The 1,330-nt window shown below is 59.5% G+C and carries 1 protein-coding gene; it reads right to left on the bottom strand.

The window, feature by feature from the left end; genetic code table 11:
* Window positions 1–1,289 (bottom strand): IS66 family transposase (locus H5T67_12620; GenBank protein MBC7246148.1); only part of this gene is annotated, 1,289 nt, incomplete at its 3' end.
* Window positions 1,290–1,330 lie beyond the last annotated feature (41 nt).

Below are 1,330 nucleotides of genomic sequence, written 5' to 3'. Positions count from 1 at the left end.
TCAAAGAGACTGGCCAGGGCCAACGTGATCCTGCTACCGCGGCTACTCCGCGTACCCCCGCTGATCTTGCGCGCTACCACCAGCGGACGAAGGCTCCGTTCGGCCAGATTGTTGTCCGCACTCAGCCCATCGACCAGCACAAACAGGAACAACTCATCTTGATGCCGCAGCACCCGTTTTGCCAAGGCCTGACAAGGATGCTTTTTCACCTGCGCGTAAGCCAGACCCAAGCGCTGAAGCCGCTCCAGGAAAGCTCGGTATTGCTTCTCCCGCTCCGCCTGGCTCGGTTTGCCACAAGCTTGGATGAACTCCTGCGCCTCATCATAGAGCGCACGCACGTCCTTCGCCCAAGTCACCACTTCTTCCTCGCTGCTGTGCTCTTCCTTCAGCCTATGCAGGTCGCGCAGCAGATGCGCCCAACAGCGTTGATGCCGACCTAGGTACACGTTGTAAGCGCCATAGAAATCACTGCTCAGAATGCCCCGGAATTGCGCCCCAAGCAGCCTCCTCACCACCCCATGTGCACGGCTCCAGTCATATTCGTAGTAGCGCACCCCCTCCGACCCAGGCGTACTACAACCCCAGAGATACCCATTCCGCCCATCCTCACGCCATCCGGTCTCATCCATGTGCACCACGGCACTGCTCCACATCTGCGCGCGTAAGGATTGTAGCGTCGGCTCCGCCTTCTGCCGCAGCTGCTCCAGCACCTCCACCAACTCCCCAACGCTGAGTTGTACCTGGTGCATGCTCTGCAGGTACTCCTGAATCAAGCGATAGGGCAAACGCAACCTCGTGCGCAGATAGGCGATCACACTGACCAAGCGCACCCCGATCCGGCCCTGCCCTAACACCTGCCCGCGCAAATCCAACTGCGGCGTATGCCACCGCCCACACTTGGGGCACCACCGTTTGATGACGCGATGCTCCGTCACCTCCACAGCCTGTGGAGGCGGCAGATCGATCACCTGACGCCGACGCGCCACACTGTGACCGTACAACTCATAGCCACAGTCAGGACAGCGCTCCAAGGCATGGCTTACCACCCTAGTCGGGGTTTCCCGCCTTCGACCACGGTTGCACTCCGCTCTCCGCTTGCGCCGAGGAGGACGTGGCTCCGTATCCCTGCGCTTATTGGGCTTGGCAAAAGGAGGTGGCCGTTTCTTCCCCTCCTCTAGTTCGGCAATGCGTTCCTGGGCTAGCTCTAGCTCCTCTTGCAAGGCAGCTACTTGTGCGCGCAAAGTATTGTTCTCAGCACGGAGGGCAACGACTTCTTCTTCCAGTGTCATGTGCTCAGTATACCACAGCTAGCCCTAATCTGAACAATTAC

The sequence above is a fragment of the Chloroflexota bacterium genome (assembly GCA_014360905.1).
Lineage (GTDB): Bacteria > Chloroflexota > Anaerolineae > UBA2200 > UBA2200 > JACIWX01.
Note: the sequence above shows the minus strand (reverse complement) of the source record. Positions and strands in the feature narration are given on the sequence as shown.